We start from the raw sequence: 21119 nt of genomic DNA on the forward strand, positions 1-21119 counted from the left end.
ACCATAATAAGGTCAACGCCGATGTACAACCCAAAAGCACCAATGTGTTTCAGGCCAATGATGGAGCATCAAGCCGAATGTGTAATTCTACGGGGCCTGGTTGATCTTGACTTTGAATGGGTGAACTGGACGCTCGGATTATTGCTTTTGCCGAATCCCCGTTGGCAGAATGGATAATCGTTAACAAGCGCTCTGATGGAGAAAGCGTCAATTTCAGAAAATTCGATTCGCTGAATATTCATAGCGAGACTGTCTCACGATACAGATCGCAAAATAGACAAACATATACATAAAGGAGATTTGGTGGAGCTAAGCGGGATCGAACCGCTGACCTCTTGCATGCCATGCAAGCGCTCTCCCAGCTGAGCTATAGCCCCATAAGGGTCCGGCATTTGCCGGGTCCGGGAACCGTGTGAAGCAGTGCTTCGTTCGGTGTGGCGGCTTCATACGTGCTGCTTTTGCACATGACAAGCCAAAAAATGCGCCCCCGGATGTTTTTTTATCATCCGGGCGCGCAGAGCTGTTGAATCAGACTTCGTCGTCGTCGCCGGTCACGCCGATAATGCCGGACATGTCGTCGTCTTCGTCGTCTTCATCGGCTTCCAGGAAGGTGTCGTCATCGTCATCGCCGATTTCGACATCGTCATCGCCAATGTCAGGAATGTCGTCGCCACCGGCTGCATCGTCCGCGTCTTCCAGCGAAACCAACTCGACATCGGTGTTCTCGGTATCGACTTCCGCGACCTCTTCCTCTTCAGCCTTTTCCATGATGGCGGCTACCGAGGTCTCTTCAAAGTAAGAGAGCGGCCAGGATTTCTTCGTATAGGGGGATACGACCGGATCATTGTTCAGATCGTAGAATTTCTTGCCGGTGTCGGGGCAAGTGCGTTTGGTTCCAAGTTCTGCATTCGCCACTGTCAAAGCCTCATGAAATCGTTGGAAAAGAGGGCATGCGCCGAGGACCCGGGCCCGAAGGCCGGTCCAACTATCGTCGGTCCCTTAATCGTTGTGCCGGCTTCTGTCAAAGGCAAACTGGCTGTTCGATCCGCAGCTTTGCCGCTTTCGCCCCGGTAAAGACTGGTCAGAGGGAGGAATGTCGAGCGATGGAGCGGGGATGACCTTGAGCATCTGGTGTGCTACGGGGCCGTGCAACACGAGGTATGCAGACAGGAAGAGGATGGCCGTTTGACTGAGGTGACGGAAAACACGTTTGTAATCGCCATCGACGGTCCTGCGGCTGCCGGCAAGGGAACGCTGTCACGCCGGATCGCCGACAGTTACGGCTTTCATCATCTGGACACGGGGCTGACCTACCGCGCCACAGCCAAGGCGCTTTTGGAAAAAAGCCTGCCGCTCGATAATGAGGCCGTGGCCGAGCAGGTGGCGCTGGGGCTCGATCTTTCCGGTCTGGACCGGGAGGTTCTGGCCAAGCACGATATCGGTGAGGCGGCGTCGAAAATCGCCGTCATGCCCGCGGTGCGTCGCGCTCTGGTCGAGGCGCAGCGACGGTTTTCGCTGAAAGCCCCCGGTGCGGTGCTGGACGGACGCGATATCGGCACCGTTGTCTGCCCGGATGCGGCGGTTAAGCTCTATGTCACGGCCTCTCCGGAGGTGCGCGCCCGGCGTCGCTTTGACGAGATTGTCGCTCATGGTGGCGTGGCTGATTATCCCGCGGTTTTTGAGGATGTGAAGCGGCGCGACGACCGCGACATGGGCCGTGCCGACAGTCCGTTGAAACCTGCTGAAGACGCGCACTTGCTAGATACGTCCGAAATGAGTATAGAGGCGGCGTTTCAGGCCGCGCGTTCCTTGATCGATGCGGCATTGAAAAACAATTAGCATGCATTCAGCAGGCAGGACCGACGACCGGTTTTGTCTGGACCAGCCGAAACCAGCGTCCTTGCGCCGGGTTGTCCTTTTATAAGGGCGGACGCGGGATCGGCCGTTATCAACACCAACCCACCGGCGCACTGCGCATTCCCAAGGGGATGCGATTAGGAGATTTCATGTCTGTTTCTACCCCGACACGGGACGATTTCGCGGCCCTGCTGGAAGAATCCTTCGCAAAGACCGATCTGGCCGAAGGCTATGTTGCCAAGGGCATCGTTACGGCCATCGAGAAGGACGTCGCTATCGTTGACGTCGGCCTCAAGGTCGAAGGCCGCGTTCCGCTGAAGGAATTTGGCGCTCGCGCCAAGGACGGCCAGCTGAAAGTTGGTGACGAAGTTGAAGTTTATGTCGAGCGCATTGAAAACGCGCTGGGCGAAGCTGTTCTGTCGCGCGAAAAGGCCCGTCGCGAAGAAAGCTGGATCAAGCTCGAAGCCAAGTTCGAAGCTGGCGAGCGCGTCGAAGGCGTTATCTTCAACCAGGTCAAGGGTGGCTTCACCGTCGATCTGGACGGTGCCGTTGCCTTCCTGCCGCGCTCTCAGGTGGATATCCGCCCGATCCGCGACGTGACCCCGCTGATGCACAACCCGCAGCCCTTCGAAATCCTCAAGATGGACAAGCGTCGCGGCAACATCGTGGTTTCGCGCCGTACGGTTCTGGAAGAGTCCCGCGCCGAGCAGCGTTCTGAAATCGTCCAGAACCTCGAAGAAGGCCAGGTTGTTGAAGGCGTCGTCAAGAACATCACCGATTACGGTGCGTTCGTTGACCTCGGCGGCATCGACGGCCTGCTGCATGTCACCGACATGGCATGGCGTCGTGTGAACCATCCTTCGGAAATCCTGTCCATCGGCCAGTCGGTCAAGGTTCAGATCATCCGTATCAACCAGGAAACCCACCGCATCTCGCTCGGCATGAAGCAGCTCGAGTCTGATCCTTGGGATGGCATTGCTGCCAAGTACCCGGTTGGCAAGAAGATCTCCGGTACCGTGACCAACATCACCGATTACGGTGCATTCGTTGAGCTGGAGCCGGGCATTGAAGGCCTGATCCACATTTCCGAAATGTCCTGGACCAAGAAGAACGTACACCCCGGCAAGATCCTGTCCACAAGCCAGGAAGTTGACGTGGTTGTTCTCGAAGTCGATCCGTCCAAGCGTCGTATCTCGCTTGGCCTGAAGCAGACCCTCGAAAACCCATGGCAGGCATTTGCCTACAGCCATCCGGCTGGCGCTGAAGTCGAAGGCGAAGTCAAGAACAAGACCGAATTCGGCCTGTTCATCGGCCTCGAAGGCGACGTTGACGGCATGGTTCACCTGTCGGATCTCGACTGGAACCGTCCAGGTGAGCAGGTTATCGAAGAATACAACAAGGGCGACGTCGTTCGCGCCGTTGTTCTCGATGTGGATGTCGAAAAGGAGCGTATCTCGCTCGGCATCAAGCAGCTCGGCAAGGACGCGGTTGGTGATGCCGCCGCTTCCGGCGATCTGCGCAAGAATGCTGTTGTTTCCTGCGAAGTGATCGCGGTCAATGACGGTGGCGTCGAAGTCAAGCTCGTCAACCATGAAGACATCGTGTCCTTCATCCGCCGCGCCGACCTCGCTCGTGACCGTGACGACCAGCGCCCTGAGCGTTTCTCCGTTGGCCAGGTTTTTGACGCTCGCGTCACCAACTTCTCCAAGAAGGATCGCAAGGTCATGCTGTCGATCAAGGCGCTGGAAATCGCTGAAGAGAAGGAAGCCGTTGCTCAGTTCGGTTCGTCCGATAGTGGCGCTTCGCTCGGCGACATCCTGGGCGCAGCCCTGAAGAACCGCAGCAACGATTAATCGTCGCGGTTTAGAAAATTAAAAACCCGCCGGGCAGCGATGTCCGGCGGGTTTTTCTTTGGCTTGATGGTTGCGGGCGTGATGATTGCCGAAAACGGCTCTTGCCGCCCATCGAGCAATGCTCTAAATTTAGAATTATTCTAAATTGGAGAGCGGCCATCATGTTTCGCACCTTATTCGCCTCTGCGAAGCGGCGTCTGGATAGTCTGAACGAACAGGAAGTTCTTGCGCTGGCGATTTCGTCTGAGGAAGACGATGCGCGGATCTATCTGGCCTATGCGGAGCGGTTGAAAGAGCAATATCCCCAATCCGCCAAGGTTTTCCAGGATATGGCGGAGGTGGAGCACGCTCACCGGAACATGCTGATCGACATGCACCGCCAGCGGTTTGGCGAGCACATTCCTCTGATCCGCCGGGAACATGTCCAGGGTTTCATGGCGCGCAAGCCCGATTGGCTTCAGGCCCAGCTTTCCGTCGATCAGGTGCGCGAAGAGGCGGAAGCCATGGAGCGTTCTGCTTATAATTTTTATGTCGAGGCCCAGAAACATGTCTCGGACGCCCGCACAAGAGCGCTTCTCGGCGATCTGGCGATGGCGGAGCAGGGTCACGAGGATGTGGCCCATATGCTGGGCGAAAAGCATCGGCCGGAGGACGTCCAGAAGCTGGAACAGGAAACCGCCAAGCGGCAGTTCGTTCTCACCTATGTGCAGCCGGGCCTCGCCGGATTGATGGATGGTTCGGTTTCGACGCTCGCGCCGATCTTTGCGGCAGCCTTTGCTACCGGCGATACCTGGCAAACCTTTTTGGTCGGCCTCTCGGCCTCGGTGGGGGCGGGTATTTCCATGGGCTTCACAGAAGCCTCTCATGACGACGGCAAGATTTCCGGCCGAGGTTCACCGATCAAGCGCGGCCTGGCCTGCGGCATCATGACAGCGTTGGGTGGCCTTGGCCATGCGCTGCCTTATCTCATTCCGCATTTCTGGACGGCGACAGCGACGGCGGGTGTGGTGGTGTTCATCGAATTATGGGCCATCGCCTTCATCCAGAATAAATATATGGAAACGCCGTTCTGGCGTGCGGCCATGCAGGTGGTGCTAGGCGGTTCGTTGGTTCTGGCCGCCGGTATCCTGATCGGCAATGGTTGAAATAGTCCATGAAAAAGGCCTGGAGCGTTTCCGCATCCAGGCCTTTTACCGATTGTCTGTTACCCTATTTCAACGCCGCGACCGGAACATCCTTGCCACTTTCAATCGTGACCCAACGACCGGTATCGAAGCTCGCCTGCCGTTTCAGATAGGTGTAGGAGGTTTGGCTCCAGAGTTTGACGTCATCAACCAGATTATCGAGAATATAGTCGCCTGCGGATGTGCGCAGCGTCAGTACCGCATGGCCTTCGCCATCGGCTTTGCGCACGACGGTAATTAAAAGATCCGCTTCAGAAAATCCGGCCTGGAGAAGGCGCTTGCGCTTCAAGAGAACGAAATCTTCGCAATCGCCGGCGTCAACGGGGTATTCCCACCATTCCTCGCGGCCATAGACGTCCATATCGGTCATCGGAGTGATGGATTTGTTCACATCCATGTTGACGGCGTGAACAATATCCCAACCGTGTTCCGTAACCTGGCGGGCAGGGGCGGGCTTGCTGCGCACTTGGCATTCGGCCTTGTAGCGCAAGCAAAATTCATAATGACCAATGGGCTGCGAGGTGATGCCACCGGTAACCATCGAGGCTGGAACAGCCGATGTCATATCCGCAGCCGCATTGCCCGCGAAAAACAGCGGAAGTGCCAGAAATGCTGCCAGAGCTGAAAGCCTGAAGGTCATGAGACGTCCCTTGAATTCTTAACAAAGAGTTAAGATTACCAAGGGCAGAGAGTCAATCGTTCCAAGGTCGAGGGGCGGCTCAATTGGCCAATATGGTTAAAATCCGTTAATGAGTGTGAAGTTTTTGTCGCATTTTGCCGAATGGCTCAAGAGGCTTGGGTTTGGCCTCAGCCTTCATGGCCGTGGTTCGATCATGGCGCGAATGGCGTTGCGCATCCGGTCGATGTCCTGCGGACGCGACAGGCGATGATCGCCGTCACGCACCAATGTCAACACAACATCGTCGGCGGGCAGGTGTTCAACCAGTTTCAGCGCATGCTGGTAGGGGACATCAGGATCGGCCATGCCTTGCAGGATATGGACGGGGCAGCCGGTGTCGATCATGCCGGACATCACCCGATTAGCGCGCCCGTCTTCCATGAGCGCACGCGTGAAGATATTCGGCTCCGGGCTATACTCAGAGATTTCCTCGAAATAGCCTTTCTCGGCTAGGTCTTTCCGCTCCCGGTCGCCAAGCAGTGGCTCGATCAAGTCCGACGTTAAGTCGGGCGCTGGTGCGATCAACACCATTCCTGACACCTGGGTCGGATTGTCGTGGCGGGCTTTCAGTTCCTGGATCAGTCGCAATGCAATCCACCCACCCATGGAGGAGCCGACCAAAATGGCCTTTTCCGGTTTGAAGTGATCGAGAACGGCAAGAGCCTCTTCCAGCCAGCGGGAAATAGTGCCGTCGCGAAAGGCCCCACCAGAGGCGCCATGCCCGGAATAATCGAAGCGGATTGCTCCAACTCCAAGAGACGCGGCCAGATCGTCCATTTCCAGTGCCTTGGTGCCCGTCATGTCGGACCGGTAGCCGCCAAGCCAGATGCAGGTGGGCCGTTCGTCTTGCGCTGGCGCCCGTACCAGCGCGGCTATGCTGCGCGCATCGCTTCCCTGTCCCACGGTGATGGCATGGGTTTCTATTGGGCGTCCGACATTGGTCATGATTGTCTCCTGCTTTGGCCTATAAGGTATAAAACAGATTCTTCTCTTCACGACAGCAGGTGATTTTTTTAAAAAACTATGCTATCAACCTCTGAACAGTGGTCCGAGAGCGTGCCCAGCCTTGCAAGGCGGGGCAATCGGGCCTATCTGACGTTCCGAAATCGCCTATATGACTATCCGAAATTATTGAGGAGAATACGACCATTCGCAGACCGTTCAAAGCCGATGCCCCCGTTAAGGACGGGCCGCGCTCCAACCGGGAGATCCGGGTTCCAAAGGTCCAGTTGATTGACGCAGAAGGCCAGAATCTCGGCGCCGTGCCGACGGACCAGGCGCTCCGCATGGCGGAAGAAGCCGGTCTCGATCTGGTCGAAATTTCGCCGAATGCTGAACCGCCCGTTTGCAAGATCCTGGACCTTGGCAAGCTGAAATACGCCAACCAGAAGAAGGCGGCAGAAGCGCGCAAGAAACAGAAAATCGTTGAAGTCAAAGAAATCAAGATGCGCCCGAACATCGACACCCATGACTATGAGGTGAAGATGAAGTCGATGTCGCGGTTCTTTGAAGACGGCGATAAGGTCAAGGTCACCCTGAAGTTCCGTGGCCGCGAAATGGCCCACCAGGAACTGGGCATGAAATTGCTCATGCAGGTGAAGGAAGACACAGTCGAAGTTGCCAAGGTTGAAGCTGAACCCAAGCTCGAAGGTCGTCAGATGATGATGGTGCTGGCCCCTAAATAAGCCAGCGGCGTGTCAGTCGGACCCGCGAGCATCTGCCAGTTTAAAGCGACATGCGTTTTATCGAGCGCAGGTCGCTTTTTTACGTAAAGTATCTTGTCGCCTTCGAAGGCGTAAACCTGACAAAATCCTGACAAGGCCGTCAGCGCGGTGTCAGTGGTCTTTTGGCATTGTCATTTTCAGCAGACGGGATTTACCCCACGTCCCCACAACGTTCCCGGTCTGTTATGTCATCCTATGCCCCTGGGTGACGATCAGGCTCTTAGCCTATTGGAAACTCCGCCGTCTCTAAATGGAACGGCGGAGTTCCTTATTCGGGAGTGTGCAGATTTATGCACTTTTGTGGTCTATCCAAATAAATCATGTCATTTATATTTACGATCAAGGCCCATTGAGAAGTAAAATATAATTTCAGTTGAAATTTTTTGAATTTTGCATCAGAAAAGTTTTGAAAATTCAAAAAATACTGGTGATACATTTGTTTCATTTGTTATTTAACTTTACAGCTATTGGCGGTCTCTATATTCAAATAGCCCTATACGAATCAACCTGAGAATGCCGTCGGATCGCCTTGCGCATCACACGTCGCGTTGACTGGATAATTTATCTGAGGTCCAATGGGATTTTATGACTGAATACAGGCAGTCGAGCGCCGATTAAAGTTTGTCAGCCAGTGTCGCCCTCTGCCTATACCGGAATGGACATGAGAAGCAGCTCAACGGAAGATGGAAAAAAGGAGGTCGCCAGAGCAATCCGGCACCAACTTTTGTGTCTGAGATGGTTTGCGAAAGGCGGGCAAGACGGTTGCCGCGTCTACGGTCGGTGTGTGGCGGCAATCCTGTTTCTTGTATCCCTGTTCTTTACCAGTCTCGTCATGGCCTCTGACAATCGCAGTGGGCCTCCAAGCGGAGGGCCTCCAGGCGGTGGCCCTCCAGGTGGCCCTCCTGGTGGATGGCGAGGCGGCGATCCGCCGAGTGGTGGCCCTCCTAGTTTTTCAGGCTCTCCTGGACCTTTTGGCAGCAGGCCCGGCGGGGGAGGTCCAGGTGGAACTCCGAACGGCTCGTTTACAGATGACGATCCGAGCGTTGTTCGGCCACAGGTGCTGGACGGCGTCAAAAGTGGCCGCTATCGTTCGTTACGAGAGGTGCTTGGCAATCTCAAACTGCCTGAAGGTTCGCGGTTGATCGACGTGGATTTACGCTATCTCTCCAACGGTGATTTTTACTTGCTGACCATAAAGGACATGTCCGGGCGGTTTCGCACCTTGAAAGTGGATGCGCGGACCGGGAAACTGGCACGATAAATCTGACAGCGACTGCCTACACTGTATCGTGCCGAAAAGTGGAAACCGGTTTTTGGACAAGACTATACAAACAAAATCCTATAGCGCCATGCACGATATAATCTTGCGCGGATTGTAACTTCTTTCACGGCGGTCTTTTGGAGAGCATTGAATCTTGCGTATTTTACTGGCTGAAGACGATGCCAATATCGGGCGCCATGTGGCGGAGACGCTGAGAGGCGAGGGCTACGAGGTGACCTTGGTCAACAAGGGGCCGGATGTCTGGGAGGCTGGAGAGGATACCGGCCTCGGCGCCATCATTCTCGACCTCGGTCTGCCCGGGCTGGATGGGCTTTCGATTTTAAGGCGATGGCGCAAGGATAGGATCCAGACACCCGTTCTGGTTCTGACGGCGCGAGGGTCCTGGATGGAAAGGGTCGATGGTTTCGATGCCGGGGCGGATGACTATCTTCCGAAACCGTTCCGCACAGAGGAGTTGTTGGCCCGGCTTCGCGCATTGTTGCGGCGCGCTGGAAAAACCAGCCATACCCTGTTTTCAGCCGGGCGTTTTCAGGTGGATGAGGCCGGTCGGACCGTCACCTTCAATGGTGCCCTGTTGGAGGTCAGCCCGCTGGAGTTTCGATTGATCCAGATTCTCGTCCAAAACAAGGGCCGGGTGTTTTCAGCGTATGAGATCGCCACCCAGATCCAGGGCCGCGATGACGATGCTTCGAAAAATGCAGTCGAAGCCATGGTGGCGCGGATCCGCAAGAAAACGGATGCCAGTGCTATCGAAACACGGCGCGGCTTTGGTTACGTCGTGCCAGACGAAAATTCATGCTGAGATCACTGCGCTTCAGGCTGGCGATCGGCTCCTTCCTGGCAATCGGGCTGGCGCTGATGGTCCTTTGGTTCTCGGTCGGTTACTTGTTCATCAACTATGTCGGTCAGCAATTCAAAACCGAGATGAATGTCACTATCAATATCATTGCCTCCCGCCTCAAGGTGGAAAATGGCAAGATTGATATCGTCTCGCCACCCGCAGATCCGCGCTTTTCCACGGTCAGCGGCGGACGTTACTGGCAAGTATGGACGCCTGATGGCCGCAGCCTGCGGTCGCGGTCGCTCTGGGATGTGGAACTGCCCAGAACTGGATTGCATCAGGAAGGTCCATTCGATTTCAGTCGCGCGCAAGGGCCCGATGGCGAGGATATTTTGCTGCTCCGCAGCGAAATCAAAATTTCGGATGAGGGCATAGACTATCCGGTTATCATCTATGCCGGATTTCCTTTGGCCAATCTGATGGAGCCGCTCGATCAGCATCGGGAGCGCTCGCGTTCCGTCATGCTGATCACTGCCCTGGTTTTGCTGGGTGCGGCGCTGCTCCAGGCCCGGGTGGTATTGCAGCCACTGACACGTGTGCGAAACCAGGTGTCGATGGTCCGGGCCGGTCAGTTGCGGGTCATGGATGACGGCGTGCCGCTTGAAGTGATGCCGCTTGTCGAGGAGATCAATCTCTTGCTCACCGAGCGGCAATACACGATCGAGAAGGCGCGTAGCAGGGCCAGCGACCTGGCGCATGGATTGAAAACACCGCTGACGGTGTTGGCGCAAATGGTGCAGCATCTGCCTTCCGCCGAGCGAGAAGCGGCTTTCGAGCAAATCAACCTGGTGCGTCAGCGAGCCGACCGGCAATTGCAGGCCGCCCGCCTTGGTGTCGAGCAAATGCAGGTCACCGACATGCAAAGCCTGATAGGCAAACTGGTCAAGGTTCTTGACCCGATTGCCCGGGCGCGAGAGCTTGCCTGGGATGTCGAGGTGGAGCAAGGCTTGGCGATTGAGGCCGACGCTGCCGATCTTGCCGAAGCGATCGGCAATATTCTCGACAATGCAACGAAATGGGCCTCCTCGGTCATTCACGTCCGCGCGTTTGGGGATCGGGACATGGCGATGATCGTCATTGGTGATGATGGGCCGGGTGTGCGCCCGCAAGACCGGCAGCAGGTGCTGCGCCGGGGCGAATTTCTGGACGCAGACCAAGGCGGCTCCGGTCTGGGGCTCGCGATCTGCGCTGATATTATGACCGCTTATGGCGGCAATCTCAGCCTGGATCAGGCCGATATTGGCGGCTTGCTCGTCACGCTGCAATTTCCCCGCCACGGTGGCCGTCAGATTCCAGCTCACCCGATCTAACGGTGGGACACTTGGCCTGGATAATTGGCTTATGCCGCCGTTTTTCTGGTGTCGGCAGGCCGCAGAAGCGATTTTTGCCTCGCACACTTGAATCCCGTTGCACTTTACCGGGCCTGCGGTTATAAGCGCCCGTCCGAACGGTCCGGCAGGGCATGCCGTGGCCGTTCTTTATGCTTGAAAACAGGCCTCGTCTGCCTGTTTCGATACAAGAACAATGGAGTAGCAAAATGCCCAAGATGAAGACGAAGTCCTCCGCCAAGAAGCGGTTCAAGATCACTGCCTCCGGCAAGGTCCTGGCTGCTGCCGCTGGCAAGCGTCACGGCATGATCAAGCGGTCCAATAAGTTCATCCGCAATGCACGCGGAACGATGGTACTTGCCGAAGCAGACGGCAAGAAGGTCATCAAGAACTACCTGCCTAACGGTCTCTGAGACCCTTTCGCTTTTTGGATCATTTAAGGAGATCATGACATGTCACGCGTAAAACGCGGCGTTGCCGCTCATGCCAAGCACAAGAAGGTTCTGAAGGCCGCCAAGGGCTTTTACGGCCGCCGCAAGAACACCATCCGCGCTGCAAAGGCTGCGGTGGATCGTTCCAAGCAGTTCGCCTACCGCGACCGCAAGGTCAACAAGCGCAACTTCCGCGCCCTGTGGATTCAGCGTATCAACGCAGCTGTGCGCGAGTCCGGCCTGACCTATGGCCGCTTCATCGATGGCCTGAACAAGGCTGGCATTGAAGTTGACCGTAAGGTTCTGTCCGACATGGCCATCCATGAGCCGGCAGCTTTCGGCGCGCTGGTTGAAGCCTCCAAGAAGGCTCTGTCCTACCTCAAGGACACTGGCACGAAGAACGAGTTTGAGACCGCGGTTAAGTAACCAGCGCGTCCCAAACTGAAATTTGGTTATTGGGAAACCCGCGCTGGGAGAACTGGCGCGGGTTTTTTCATGGTTTAACGCATTTCCGGACGCAAAACCTCTATACACTTTTGCTGGAAATGCTCTGGTGCTGGCGGCCGAACATAGGCAGGAAAGACGACAATGTCCGATCTCGAGAGTTTGAAAACATCCCTTTTAGCCGATATCGCCGCTGCCAGCGACGAGGCTGGCATTGAAGCTGTGCGTCTTGCCGCCATGGGCAAGAAAGGCTCGGTGTCCGAGCTTTTGAAAACGCTGGGCTCGATGACGCCGGAAGAGCGCCAGACCCGTGGGGCCGCGATCAATGCGCTGAAGAATGAGATCACCGAACAGCTCACCGCTAAGAAGACAGAGCTGAAAGACGCCGCCATCAATGCGCGCCTGAAGGCCGAAACGCTGGATGTATCCCTGCCTGTGCGCTCTTCGCCTGCCGAGCGTGGCCGCATTCATCCGATCAGCCAGATTGTCGATGAAATTACCGCCATCTTCGCCGATATGGGCTTTTCCATTGCCGAAGGCCCGGATATCGAGACCGACTATTACAATTTCACGGCGCTGAACTTCCCTGAAGGGCATCCGGCCCGCGAAATGCATGACACGTTCTTCCTGCAACCCGACGCCAATGGCGAGCGCAAAGTGCTGCGCACCCATACATCGCCGGTGCAGGTGCGCACCATGGAAGCGCAAAAGCCGCCGATCCGCATCGTCATCCCGGGCAAGACCTACCGGCAGGATTCCGACGCCACCCATTCGCCGATGTTCCATCAGGTTGAAGGTCTGGTGATCGACAAGACCGCCAATGTCGGCCACCTGCGCTGGATTCTGGAAGAGTTCTGCAAGACCTTCTTTGAAGTCGATAGCGTCACCATGCGCTTTCGCCCATCCTTCTTCCCGTTCACGGAACCATCCTTCGAAGTGGACATCCAGTGCGACCGCTCCAGCGGCCCGATCGTCAAATTCGGCGAGGGCAAGGACTGGATGGAAATCCTCGGCTGCGGCATGGTCCACCCCAACGTGCTGCGCGCCGGTGGCCTCGACCCCGATGAATACCAGGGCTTTGCCTGGGGCATGGGCCTCGACCGCATCGCCATGCTGAAATACGGCATGCCGGACCTGCGCGACTTCTTCAATGCCGACGTCCGCTGGATGAGCCACTACGGTTTTCGTCCATTGGACGTGCCGACATTGTTTGGTGGCTTGAGCGTTTGATGGAGCAAGCCGTCCTCACCGCATCGCTAACGTTAACAAGTGCTGTGATTGGCGGGGCTGTTGTCGCTTGGCTTACACATTTATTGTCTTCCAGAAGAGAGAAGTACAATAAAAGACGTGAGCTGATCGTGAAGTACCTGCTTGAAACGTATGATGCTATTGCTACACCGTCCTTTGTGAGTCCGCAGGACGAAATGCAGGCGATTGAGCGTGCTGTTGATAGAGTTCAGGTTTTCGGTGATCCAGAGCTTTTAAGATTAACGAAGAAATACAGTGATGATCTTAAGGTAGATGGAAGTTCAAATACTACTGAATTGATGAAGTACGTGAGATCTCAAATTCGGCGTGAGCTAGGGCTAACGCCAACTTCTGAAGATTTTACGATCTTGAGATTCCACGAGTTGAGAGAAAAGCAATGAAATTCACACTCTCCTGGTTGAAAGACCATCTGGACACCGATGCCACGCTGGATCAGGTCTGCGAGCGCCTTACCGCCATTGGCCTTGAAGTTGAGGATGTTGATGACAAGGCGGCCTATAAGCCGTTTGTGATTGCCAAGATTTTGAGCGCGGAAAAGCATCCGTCTGCCGATCGTCTGAAAGTTCTCTCTGTCGATGCTGGCGACGGTAAGCCTGTGCAGGTGGTTTGCGGTGCGCCAAATGCGCGGGCGGGTTTGATTGGTGCGTTTGGCCGTCCGGGCATGTATGTGCCGGGGCTGGATGTGACGCTGGCGGTTGGCAATATTCGCGGCGTGGAAAGCCACGGCATGATGTGTTCTGAAAAAGAACTCAACATGTCTGACAATCACGATGGCATTATCGATCTGCCGGATGATGCGCCTGTCGGTACCTCTTTCGCCGCCTATGCAGGCATTGATGATCCGGTCATCGAGATCAATCTGACGCCAAACCGGCCCGATTGCACCAGCATTTTCGGCATTGCCCGTGATTTGGCCGCCTCTGGCCTTGGCACGTTGAAGCAGCCAAAAGCTCCAAGCTTTGCGGTGGAAGGTGAGACCTCGGTTGAGGTCAAGCTGGAGCTGGATGATGCCAAGCTGTGCCCCGGCTTTGCCTATCGCCTCGTGCACGGCGTTAAAAATGGCCCAAGCCCGGTCTGGATGCAAAAGCGGCTGATTGCCATTGGCCTTCGCCCGATCTCGGCGCTGGTGGATGTGACCAATTACATGACCTTTGATCAAGGTCGGCCCATGCATGTGTTCGATGCCGATAAGGTCAAGGGTGTGCTGACCGTGCGCCGCGCCAAGGATGGCGAGGAAATTCTCGCGCTCGACACCCGTACCTATAAGCTAACACCCAACACCGTGGTGATTGCCGATGATAATGGCTTAGAATCCATTGGCGGTATCATGGGCGGCGAGCATTCCGGCTGCGATGAAAACACCAGTAATGTGCTGATTGAATCGGCCCTGTGGGACCCGATCAACATTGCCAAATCGGGCCGTTCGCTCGGCATCATCACCGATGCCCGCTATCGGTTTGAGCGCGGTGTTGACCCGGACTATATGGTGCCCGGCCTTGAGCGCACCACCGAGCTGGTGCTGGAGATGTGCGGCGGAAAGGCTGCAAGCGCCAAGGTGGTTGGCTATCAGGGCCACACGAAAAAGGTGGTTGATTTCCCATTCTCGGAAGTCAAGCGCCTCACTGGCCTCAATGTTTCCACCGACGAATCCCGCACCATCCTCACCGGTCTTGGCTTTGAAGTGTCGGGCGAGGGCGAAACCGTCAAGGTGGCTGTGCCATCATGGCGGCCAGATGTGGACGGCAAGGCCGATCTGGTGGAAGAGGTCATGCGTATGCATGGCGTGGATAAGATTACGCCAGAGCCTCTACCATCCATGGGCGCGGTCAACACCAAAATCCTCACCACCTTGCAGATCCGCACCCGCACAGCCAAGCGGGCGCTGGCCAGCCGTGGCATGATGGAAGCCGTGACGTGGTCCTTCATCTCGGCAGAACAGGCCGCTTTGTTTGGTGGCGGCAAGCCGGAGCTGAAACTGGTCAACCCGATTGCTGCTGACATGTCGGACATGCGCCCATCGCTGCTGCCGGGTCTGCTCACCGCTGCCCAGCGCAATGCCGACCGTGGCTTTGGCGATGTGGCGATTTTCGAAGTCTCCGGCACCTATGAAGGTGATACGCCCGAAGGCCAGCGTCGCGTGGCTGGCGGCGTGCGTCGTGGCACGGCATCGCTTAGCGGTGCTGGTCGTATGTGGTCCAACGCCACAAAGGGCGGCGGCAAGCCGGTGGATGTCTATGACGCCAAGGCCGATGCATTGGCCGTGCTGGAAGCCTGCGGCCTGCCCATGGGCAATGTGCAGATCGAGCAGGGTGGGCCGGAATGGTACCATCCGGGCCGCTCCGGCACCATCAAGATGGGTCCAAAGGTCGTGCTCGGCTACTTTGGCGAGTTCCACCCCAAGACGCTGGCAGCATTGGATGTTTCCGGTGCGCTCTGCGGCTTTGAGATCTATCTCGATGCCATGCAGGAGCCGAAGAAGAAGGCCACCCGCACCAAGCCTGCGCTGGATCTCTCGCCCTTGCAGATGGTTAAGCGCGATTTCGCCTTTGTGGTCGAAAAACAGGTTGAAGCGGGCGCGATCATCAAGGCTGCCACCAGCGCCGACCGCAAGCTGATCACGGGCGTCAACGTGTTTGACGTGTTTGAAGGGGCAAGCGTTGGCGAAGGCAAGAAATCGGTGGCCATTGAAGTGCTTATCCAACCATCGGACAAGACCCTGACCGATGAGGATTTTGACGCGCTGACCAAGAAGATCGTCGGCAATGTGGAGAAGACCACAGGCGGTGCGCTACGCGCCTGACATCCATCGTCAGGATCAGGTGGCGGGAACTTTGTCCCGCTGTTTTTATCGTGATTGTAAAAACCCCTCGAATATTTCGAGGGGTTTTGCGTTTCTCAGGTTTTCAACACAGTTAGACGCTTAATACCAAGTCTCGAAGATGCTCACGCATCCTCGACTTGAAAAATTGAAAATATCTCAAATGCGCCAGAGGCTTGAGATATTTTCAAATGGAATACGAAGTGTCATTTTCAATGAACCTTCGTATAAATCATCGGAATGGTGAGCGGCAGACCCGCATGCGGCCATCCCCGGCAATATAGCGGTTGGTTTGTGGATCATAGGACCGATAACGGTCCATGCACCAGCGGACATGGCGGTTCGATACCCGCGGCGGTGGCGCTGGACGGTAGTAACCCGGTGCTGGGCGATAGTAGCCGGGTGGCGGCGGCGGTGGGACTGGCCGGTAATAGCCTGGCGGCGGCGGTGGCGGCCTGCCGTAATCGGGCCGGTCATAACAACCATAGACGTCGCAGACATAGCGGATATCGATCACTCGGGATGGGTTGCCGCTGAGCGGGTCCACGGCAAACGGCATGGTCGCCGAGGCGACAGCGGGCAGGCTGCCGACAAGGACGAACGCAACCCCAGCCAAGGCATTGCGGAACAATGGCATTCTACGCCTCCTCACACTAAAACCGGACATGCCGAATTACATAAATCTCGTCGCCCAAGCTTCAAGGCCCAAGCTTCAAGGCCCAAGCTTCAAGGCCCAAGCTTCAAGGGTGGGGACAGTTTCAAGGCGAGGCAATTTTTCTGGCGACATGATTCCATCTGTCTTGCGCTTGCATCTATCAAAAACTCAGGCTTTCGAGCGAGATCGCTTTGTATATTAGATGAATCATTTATTGGCGCCAGTTTTTTCTGGGTCGCGGATTGTCCCTATTAAAACCTCTAGATTCAGACGCTTGGACGAATGTTGAATGATGCTGCAAAATGAACGGGATAGAGGCAATCGGAAAAAAATCGGTCCTGACATGAAAACTTCAAAAACCGTGTTGACAGGCGCGGGCTGGCCTACTAAATCCCTCCTCGTCGCCCAGATGGCGGAATTGGTAGACGCGCCAGCTTCAGGTGCTGGTACTCGAAAGGGTGTGGAGGTTCGAGTCCTCTTCTGGGCACCAATTCCCAAGCCAAATCTTTGATTTGGTTTATGAATACAAAAAAGCCCGGTTCGCCGGGCTTTTTTGTTTTTAAGCGTCTTTTCGTTGTTTGAGTGCTTATTCTCCGACATCTCTCGGATTGATTCCCGGCAGCCATGCGCCGGTACGTGGCGGTTCGCTGCCCGTATAGGTAATTCCCTCATCCGTGGTGCAGCGATAGACGGTTCGCGGCATGCCGGAGCCGAGAAAATGAAAATCGCGGGTGCCGCGCCCTTGCATCAGCACGGTCTCGGTTTGGCAGCGATAACTTGGCTGGAGGTTCTGCCGGTCGATTTCGGCCTGCGTCTTCACGCCGGGCAGGTCCTTGTAACCTTTCAACGGCTGCGACCAGTTATCCAGGGCGGGCTTCTTGTTCTGGTCTGCCATAACCGGCCCCGTCATGGTCAAGCCTGCTGCCACCAGCGCTGCCGTCCATCTTGCTGCTCGGTTCTGCATGTCGATCTCCATTTGCTGACACCGTGCCGAAGGACCGGATACCCAGTCCCCTTTTTAAGCTTGTCGGTTCAGGAAAATCGGTGAGCGGTGTCCCTGACAAACAATCGATGGCCCGTTGCGCGCCTGCCCCAAACTGGGCCTGTCATCTCTGATATAGGAAGGCCGCCGCGAGGGCAAAAGGGCATAAGGCAGGCCTTGCCGATCACGGTTTCGCCAGCGGGTATCGGATTGTGATATCCATCAAACGCTTCGCTATACCAAAATACCTAGAACCGGTCCGAGACGCGAATACCGGCTGGACCAAGAATAACGGCGACCAGCACTGGCAGGAAAAACAGGATCATCGGCACGGTCAGCTTTGGGGGCAGGGCGGCGGCTTTCTTTTCCGCGGCATTCATCCGCTCGTCGCGGCCCTCCTGCGCCAGAACGCGCAGGGCCTGGCCGATCGGCGTTCCATAGCGTTCCGCCTGGATCAAAGCCTGGCAGACAGACTTGACGATTTCCAGCTGGGTCCGGTTTCCAAGGTTTTCATAGGCCGTGCGGCGGTCCTGGAGGAAAGACAGTTCCGCTGTGGTCAGCACCATTTCTTCGGCCAGTGCCGGAGATTGAGACGCCATTTCATCGGCGACGCGCCGCATCGCCGCTTCCATCGACATGCCGGATTCGACGCAGATCAACATCAAGTCCAGCGCATCGGGCCAGGCCCGGCGGATCGAATGCTGCCGTTTTGTAATGCGGTTGGAAATATAGATATTGGGTAGGTAAAAGCCGACATAACCCGCCACGACCGCCGCCAGGAAACGCACGGCAAACGGCCTGGACTGCATGTTGTGCAAGGCGAAGATCCAGGTGGTTGCCAGGGCCAGAAACAGGAAGGGCAGCAGGAAACGGGCCGTCAGAAACATGTTCAGGGCATTTTGGGAGCGCAAACCAGCGGTTTTCAGCCGGTCCATGGTCTTGTCGTCCACCAGCGCCTTGCGCAGGTTGAAACGCTCGACGATCTTGCGCGCCGAACTGTTATCGGTATTGCGCAGGCTGCCGCGCCCGCCCTCGCTGTTCATTCTGGCCCTCTCGCGGGCGCGGATCAGCTCGCGCTCGGAGGAAACGGCCTTCATCCGCTTATTGAGGTCGCTCCGCTCCAGCAGCGGTGAAATCAGGGTGTAAAGGGTGGCAAAAACCGCAATGGCCACCAATACGGCGATCAGCAGGGTCGGGTTGGTCAGTGTGGCGGCAAGATCGGCAGACATTGGCACGTCCTCAAATGTCAAAATTGATCATGTTACGCATGACGAAAATGCCGATAGACATCCAGAAGGCCGAGAACCCTAGAATCATATGGCCGCGCGGGTCGGTAAACAGCACCATGATATAGGCTGGAGAGGAAATGTAGACGAGAAAGGCGACGATGAATGGCAGCGCGCCGATGATGACCGCCGATGCCTTGGCCTCCATCGACAAGGCGCTGACCTTGGCCTTCATCTTGCGCCGCTCACGCAGCACTTTCGATAGGTTGGACAGAGCTTCGGAGAGATTGCCGCCCGCCTGGGACTGAATGGCGATGACGATGGCAAAGAAGCTGACCTCCTGCAAAGGCATGGAGTTGAACATACGCCCGCAGGCTTCCGGCACCGTTATGCCCAGTTGTTGCGCATCGACCACGCGGCGAAACTCGGTCTTGACCGGTTCCTGCGCATCGACGGCAATCATCCTCAAGGCATCATTGAGCGGCAGGCCAGATTTGATCGACCGCACCATCACGTCCAGCGCATTGGGAAACTCGGTCAGGAATTTTTCCTGACGCCGGCGGATCAGGAAACTGACGATCCAGCGCGGCAGGCCGGCACCCGCCGTAAAGGCGATACCCAAGGACACAAACAGAGACATGCCGAGGACAAAGCACAGGCAAAAAAACACCAGGCCAAGGGTGGTGCTGGCAATGCTGAACTGGGTCAGGCTGATATCAAGGCCGGTCTGGCCGAGCCGCTGTTTCAGCGACTGGCTGGAGATTTTCTTGTTTTTCTCATTCTGCTTGCGCTCAATTTCCTTCAGCGTGTCCTGCACGGACTTGCGTCGCTTGGAAAGCTCCTGAACCCGGTCGCGCGCCACCTGTTTCTTGGCGGTATCGGCCTCCGCATTTTTCACCCGGGCGAGGCGTGTGGCGGTTTTCTTGTCGGCCTGCACCCGTGAAAACAACAGGACATAGGCTAGCGATCCCGCCGCGAGGGCTGCAAGAAGCACGATGGCGAGCACATTGATGGTCATGGCTTATACTACACCGGTTTTCTGTTCCATGGCGTCGAGCGCCGCCGCCAGGCGCCGTTCCTCGTTGTAATAGCGGGCGCGTTCCCAGAAATGCGGCTTGCCGATGCCGGTGGAGATATGACGACCGATGATCTTGCCGGTCAGGTCCTCGCCATCCATTTCGAAGCGCATCAGGTCCTGGGTGATGATCACATCGCCTTCCATCCCCACGACTTCGGTAATGTGCGTGATGCGGCGTGTGCCGTCGCGCAAGCGAGCTGCCTGAATAATAATGTCGATCGAGCCCGAAATAATCTCGCGGACTGTCTTTGCCGGCAGTGAATAGCCGCCCATGGCAATCATCGATTCCATACGGCTCAGGCATTCGCGTGGCGTATTGGCGTGGATGGTGCCCATCGAGCCGTCATGGCCGGTATTCATCGCCTGCAACAGGTCGAAGACTTCCGATCCGCGCACTTCGCCGACGATGATCCGTTCCGGCCGCATACGCAGGCAGTTCTTGACGAGATCACGCATGGTGATTTCGCCTTCGCCCTCGATATTCGGCGGGCGGGTTTCAAGACGCACGACATGCGGCTGCTGCAATTGCAATTCTGCCGTATCTTCGCAGGTAATCACCCGTTCGTCGGCGTCGATATAGCGTGTCAGACAATTGAGCAGGGTGGTTTTGCCTGAGCCGGTGCCGCCGGAAATCACCACATTACAGCGAACCCGCCCGATGATTTGCAGGACCTGCGCGCCTTCCGGCGTAATGGCGCCAAACTTGACCAACTGGTCGAGATTGAGCTTGTCCTTCTTGAATTTACGGATCGTCAGCGCCGGACCATCGATGGACAGCGGCGGCGCGATCACATTGACGCGCGATCCGTCAGGCAGGCGGGCGTCGCAGATTGGGCTGCTCTCATCGACGCGGCGGCCAACCTGGCTGACGATGCGCTGGCATATTGAGAGAAGCTGGGAATTGTCGCGAAACCGGATTTCGGATTCGATGGTTTTGCCGCCGACTTCGATAAAGGTCTGGCCGGCACCGTTGACCATGATGTCGGAAATATCGTCGCGGGCCAGCAAGGGTTCCAACGGGCCGTAGCCCAGCACGTCATTGCAGATGTCGTCGAGCAGTTCTTCCTGCTCGGAAATCGACATGGCGAAATTCTTGATGGAAATGATATCGTTGACGATATCGCGGATTTCCTCGCGCGCGCTTTCCGCGTCCAGCTTGGCAAGCTGCGACAGGTCGATCGTGTCGATCAGCGCCGAAAAAACCTGGCTCTTGGTATCGTAATAATCCTCGGTCCGGTTTTGGCGACGACGCTGAGCGGGATCGGCGGGAGCGGCTGGCCTGGGTGGCTCGGCGCGGCCCGGTTCGATCCGCCCGGATGAAGAAACGGACGCCGGCATGCCGGGCGATGACAGTGCCGAGACCGGCACCGCTGTGCCGGAACCGGACTTTACAGACCCTTCATTTCCACGTTTACCGAACATTGTGTCGTTCCAGTCGGGCGCCTATGCAAAGACGCCCTCGGTTGCA

At 56.5% G+C, this 21119-nt stretch carries 19 protein-coding genes and 2 tRNA genes; 12 read left to right on the forward strand and 9 right to left on the reverse strand.

What is annotated here, in order from left to right; translation table 11 throughout:
- Nucleotides 1-301: 301 nt before the first annotated feature.
- Together AVCG78_RS16495 and AVCG78_RS16500 are read right to left on the reverse strand one after the other, a co-directional pair.
- Nucleotides 302-377, reverse strand: a tRNA-Ala gene (locus tag AVCG78_RS16495).
- Between the two features lie 151 nt (nt 378-528).
- Nucleotides 529-915, reverse strand: coding sequence for a TIGR02300 family protein (locus AVCG78_RS16500; RefSeq protein WP_012654645.1), 387 nt, complete (start codon nt 913-915; stop codon nt 529-531).
- A gap of 279 nt (nt 916-1194) precedes the next feature.
- Between AVCG78_RS16500 and cmk the strand changes: the two genes are divergently transcribed.
- From cmk to mbfA, 3 genes are all read left to right on the forward strand, one after another.
- A complete protein-coding gene (gene cmk, locus AVCG78_RS16505; RefSeq protein ID WP_041697339.1) occupies nt 1195-1839 on the forward strand; it encodes a (d)CMP kinase in 645 nt (214 codons plus the stop codon).
- Between the two features lie 167 nt (nt 1840-2006).
- Nucleotides 2007-3710 (forward strand): 30S ribosomal protein S1, encoded by a 1704-nt coding sequence (gene rpsA / locus AVCG78_RS16510; RefSeq protein WP_041696077.1) that lies wholly within the window; start codon nt 2007-2009, stop codon nt 3708-3710.
- A gap of 161 nt (nt 3711-3871) precedes the next feature.
- Nucleotides 3872-4855, forward strand: coding sequence for an iron exporter MbfA (gene mbfA, locus AVCG78_RS16515; RefSeq protein ID WP_071202372.1), 984 nt, complete (start codon nt 3872-3874; stop codon nt 4853-4855).
- Between the two features lie 64 nt (nt 4856-4919).
- Here mbfA and AVCG78_RS16520 read toward each other — a convergent pair whose 3' ends face one another.
- On the reverse strand, nt 4920-5534 hold the full coding sequence (locus AVCG78_RS16520; protein ID WP_041696079.1) for a transglutaminase-like cysteine peptidase: 615 nt from the start codon (nt 5532-5534) through the stop codon (nt 4920-4922).
- Between the two features lie 174 nt (nt 5535-5708).
- Nucleotides 5709-6518, reverse strand: a complete 810-nt coding sequence (locus AVCG78_RS16525; protein ID WP_071202373.1) for an alpha/beta hydrolase — start codon at nt 6516-6518, stop codon at nt 5709-5711.
- A 203-nt stretch (nt 6519-6721) separates the two neighbouring features.
- Between AVCG78_RS16525 and infC the strand changes: the two genes are divergently transcribed.
- The 8 genes from infC to pheT all read left to right on the forward strand — a co-directional run bounded on the left by infC (nt 6722) and on the right by pheT (nt 15692).
- Complete coding sequence (gene infC, locus AVCG78_RS16530) at nt 6722-7258, forward strand: translation initiation factor IF-3 (RefSeq protein WP_041696081.1); 537 nt, start codon at nt 6722-6724, stop codon at nt 7256-7258.
- Nucleotides 7259-8712: 1454 nt separating this feature from the next.
- Entirely contained in the window at nt 8713-9381 is a 669-nt protein-coding gene (locus tag AVCG78_RS16535) for a response regulator transcription factor (RefSeq protein WP_012654652.1), read from the forward strand.
- Entirely contained in the window at nt 9375-10730 is a 1356-nt protein-coding gene (locus AVCG78_RS16540; protein ID WP_071202374.1) for a sensor histidine kinase, read from the forward strand. The genes AVCG78_RS16535 and AVCG78_RS16540 overlap by 7 nt, the downstream gene beginning before the upstream one ends.
- 227 nt (nt 10731-10957) lie before the next feature.
- A complete protein-coding gene (gene rpmI / locus AVCG78_RS16545) occupies nt 10958-11161 on the forward strand; it encodes a 50S ribosomal protein L35 (RefSeq protein WP_012654654.1) in 204 nt (67 codons plus the stop codon).
- A gap of 39 nt (nt 11162-11200) precedes the next feature.
- Nucleotides 11201-11605 carry a 50S ribosomal protein L20 gene (gene rplT, locus AVCG78_RS16550; protein WP_012654655.1) on the forward strand — a complete coding sequence of 135 codons (405 nt, stop codon included), beginning with the start codon at nt 11201-11203 and terminating at the stop codon, nt 11603-11605.
- A gap of 162 nt (nt 11606-11767) precedes the next feature.
- Nucleotides 11768-12853: a phenylalanine--tRNA ligase subunit alpha gene (pheS, locus tag AVCG78_RS16555; RefSeq protein WP_071202375.1), complete on the forward strand. Its 1086-nt coding sequence runs from the start codon at nt 11768-11770 to the stop codon at nt 12851-12853.
- The gene (locus AVCG78_RS16560) at nt 12853-13272 is read left to right on the forward strand and encodes a hypothetical protein (RefSeq protein ID WP_041696084.1); all 420 of its coding nucleotides are present in this window, start codon (nt 12853-12855) and stop codon (nt 13270-13272) included. The genes pheS and AVCG78_RS16560 overlap by 1 nt, the downstream gene beginning before the upstream one ends.
- The gene (pheT, locus tag AVCG78_RS16565) at nt 13269-15692 is read left to right on the forward strand and encodes a phenylalanine--tRNA ligase subunit beta (RefSeq protein ID WP_071206345.1); all 2424 of its coding nucleotides are present in this window, start codon (nt 13269-13271) and stop codon (nt 15690-15692) included. Before AVCG78_RS16560 ends, pheT begins: the two co-directional genes overlap by 4 nt.
- 250 nt (nt 15693-15942) lie before the next feature.
- Here pheT and AVCG78_RS16570 read toward each other — a convergent pair whose 3' ends face one another.
- Entirely contained in the window at nt 15943-16347 is a 405-nt protein-coding gene (locus AVCG78_RS16570; protein ID WP_071202377.1) for a BA14K family protein, read from the reverse strand.
- Nucleotides 16348-16768: 421 nt separating this feature from the next.
- On the opposite strand from AVCG78_RS16570, the gene AVCG78_RS16575 reads away from it, so the two are divergent.
- Nucleotides 16769-16855 (forward strand) — tRNA-Leu (locus tag AVCG78_RS16575).
- A gap of 96 nt (nt 16856-16951) precedes the next feature.
- On the opposite strand, the gene AVCG78_RS16580 is transcribed toward AVCG78_RS16575, so the two are convergent.
- The 4 genes from AVCG78_RS16580 to AVCG78_RS16595 form a co-directional block, all read right to left on the reverse strand.
- Complete coding sequence (locus AVCG78_RS16580; protein ID WP_012654659.1) at nt 16952-17329, reverse strand: hypothetical protein; 378 nt, start codon at nt 17327-17329, stop codon at nt 16952-16954.
- 266 nt (nt 17330-17595) lie between these two features.
- Nucleotides 17596-18576: a type II secretion system F family protein gene (locus tag AVCG78_RS16585; RefSeq protein WP_012654660.1), complete on the reverse strand. Its 981-nt coding sequence runs from the start codon at nt 18574-18576 to the stop codon at nt 17596-17598.
- A gap of 10 nt (nt 18577-18586) precedes the next feature.
- Nucleotides 18587-19591, reverse strand: coding sequence for a type II secretion system F family protein (locus tag AVCG78_RS16590; RefSeq protein WP_071202378.1), 1005 nt, complete (start codon nt 19589-19591; stop codon nt 18587-18589).
- A 3-nt stretch (nt 19592-19594) separates the two neighbouring features.
- Entirely contained in the window at nt 19595-21073 is a 1479-nt protein-coding gene (locus AVCG78_RS16595) for a CpaF family protein (protein WP_012654662.1), read from the reverse strand.
- Between the last annotated feature and the right edge of the window lie 46 nt (nt 21074-21119).

Origin of the sequence: Gillisella vitis (assembly GCF_021559775.1) — a bacterium.
Classification (GTDB): domain Bacteria; phylum Pseudomonadota; class Alphaproteobacteria; order Rhizobiales; family Rhizobiaceae; genus Allorhizobium; species Allorhizobium ampelinum.

Bases quoted from the DNA above. Each gene is read 5' to 3' on its own strand.
- rpmI (WP_012654654.1), top strand. From the start codon at position 10,958: ATGCCCAAGATGAAGACGAAGTCCTCCGCCAAGAAGCGGTTCAAGATC.
- AVCG78_RS16595 (WP_012654662.1), bottom strand. From the start codon at position 21,073: ATGTTCGGTAAACGTGGAAATGAAGGGTCTGTAAAGTCCGGTTCCGGC.
- AVCG78_RS16580 (WP_012654659.1), bottom strand. From the start codon at position 17,329: ATGCAGAACCGAGCAGCAAGATGGACGGCAGCGCTGGTGGCAGCAGGC.
- rplT (WP_012654655.1), top strand. From the start codon at position 11,201: ATGTCACGCGTAAAACGCGGCGTTGCCGCTCATGCCAAGCACAAGAAG.
- AVCG78_RS16525 (WP_071202373.1), bottom strand. From the start codon at position 6,518: ATGACCAATGTCGGACGCCCAATAGAAACCCATGCCATCACCGTGGGA.
- AVCG78_RS16560 (WP_041696084.1), top strand. From the start codon at position 12,853: ATGGAGCAAGCCGTCCTCACCGCATCGCTAACGTTAACAAGTGCTGTG.
- AVCG78_RS16570 (WP_071202377.1), bottom strand. From the start codon at position 16,347: ATGCCATTGTTCCGCAATGCCTTGGCTGGGGTTGCGTTCGTCCTTGTC.
- AVCG78_RS16590 (WP_071202378.1), bottom strand. From the start codon at position 19,591: ATGACCATCAATGTGCTCGCCATCGTGCTTCTTGCAGCCCTCGCGGCG.
- AVCG78_RS16520 (WP_041696079.1), bottom strand. From the start codon at position 5,534: ATGACCTTCAGGCTTTCAGCTCTGGCAGCATTTCTGGCACTTCCGCTG.
- pheS (WP_071202375.1), top strand. From the start codon at position 11,768: ATGTCCGATCTCGAGAGTTTGAAAACATCCCTTTTAGCCGATATCGCC.
- mbfA (WP_071202372.1), top strand. From the start codon at position 3,872: ATGTTTCGCACCTTATTCGCCTCTGCGAAGCGGCGTCTGGATAGTCTG.
- AVCG78_RS16585 (WP_012654660.1), bottom strand. From the start codon at position 18,576: ATGTCTGCCGATCTTGCCGCCACACTGACCAACCCGACCCTGCTGATC.
- AVCG78_RS16540 (WP_071202374.1), top strand. From the start codon at position 9,375: ATGCTGAGATCACTGCGCTTCAGGCTGGCGATCGGCTCCTTCCTGGCA.
- rpsA (WP_041696077.1), top strand. From the start codon at position 2,007: ATGTCTGTTTCTACCCCGACACGGGACGATTTCGCGGCCCTGCTGGAA.
- pheT (WP_071206345.1), top strand. From the start codon at position 13,269: ATGAAATTCACACTCTCCTGGTTGAAAGACCATCTGGACACCGATGCC.